The organism is Sulfuriferula multivorans (assembly GCF_003851125.1).
Lineage (GTDB): Bacteria > Pseudomonadota > Gammaproteobacteria > Burkholderiales > Sulfuriferulaceae > Sulfuriferula > Sulfuriferula multivorans.
On record NZ_BGOW01000083.1, the window covers coordinates 1 to 1068 of the forward strand.

At 51.4% G+C, this 1068-nt stretch carries 2 protein-coding genes; both read left to right on the plus strand.

Going from position 1 to position 1068, the window contains the following annotated elements; translation table 11 throughout:
- The first annotated feature begins 433 nt into the window (after nt 1-433).
- Complete coding sequence (locus EI185_RS18515; RefSeq protein WP_502697139.1) at nt 434-568, plus strand: hypothetical protein; 135 nt, start codon at nt 434-436, stop codon at nt 566-568.
- Between the two features lie 115 nt (nt 569-683).
- Nucleotides 684-896 carry a DUF3820 family protein gene (locus EI185_RS17650; protein WP_124706450.1) on the plus strand — a complete coding sequence of 71 codons (213 nt, stop codon included), beginning with the start codon at nt 684-686 and terminating at the stop codon, nt 894-896.
- Nucleotides 897-1068 lie beyond the last annotated feature (172 nt).

Consider the following 1068-nt stretch of genomic DNA (forward strand, 5'->3'; position numbering starts at 1 on the left):
GATGTCATGTCGTTGATAGGCATCAGCCATTCGCGTCCACCGCAGTTTATGTAAAAAACTATTTTAACATATCACGTGACGACACTGTCTAGGAGAGAGAAGCATTCATTATCAAAATTTCGCAACGCACTACACAGAATTTAACGGATGGGAATCCGATTTTCTCGATAGCCAAGCTATCTTTAAAGCAGCACGAGAAGATTATGAAGGGGGTTATTTATTTAATATAAGATCGCTTGCGAAAGCCGAGGTCTGGACAGATGCCCTTGATCAGGCGAAGGAGCTCCTTCACGCTGGATACAAAGATCCTGCATGCATTCTTGCGAGAGTATCTCTTGAGTCCACGCTAAAGGATCTGGCTGAGAAGTTCAGTGTCACCGAAGGTTCGCTTGACCGAATGAACGCTGATTTGTGCAAAGCGGGAGCATACAACATGGCAAAGCAAAAGCAGATCACGGCTTGGGCTGAAATTGGGAACAAAGCAGCCCATGGCGACTGGGGAAAGTACACTGACCAAGATGCAACCGCAATGGTTAGTGGAGTTGAAATGCTGGTTGCTGATCTCTGACTGGTATGTGCCGGAAACATCTATTCCAAGCCCATACGGCGCGAGGCACAATGTATTCGCGCCCGTTCTTTTCACACTTCAATCGCGTTAACTCGCGCCAACAATCCAGATAGCAATGAACCCCGAAGATCTACAACGCCTGGTTACGCTCGCAATGCCTTACGGCAAGTACAAAGGTCGCCTGATTGCCGATCTGCCCGGACCCTACCTTAACTGGTTTGCTCGCACAGGCTTTACGCCCGGCGAAATCGGCCGTCTGTTGGCGTTGATGCAGGAACTGGATCACAACGGTTTATCCGCGCTGCTCGACCCTTTGCGAAAGCGCTAAGGGGATCGCTGCTGCGGCTTCATCGCTCCGCAATCTGTACTCCCCCATCGACTGCTGTTGCTAAGCGTGAACCGCCGCAAGCGCGGGCATCCTGCCATTCAGCAGATATTCCAGCAGTTCCCGCACCGGCCGGATGGCCGCACCGAACGGCAGGCTTTCCGAGCCCCTGAAG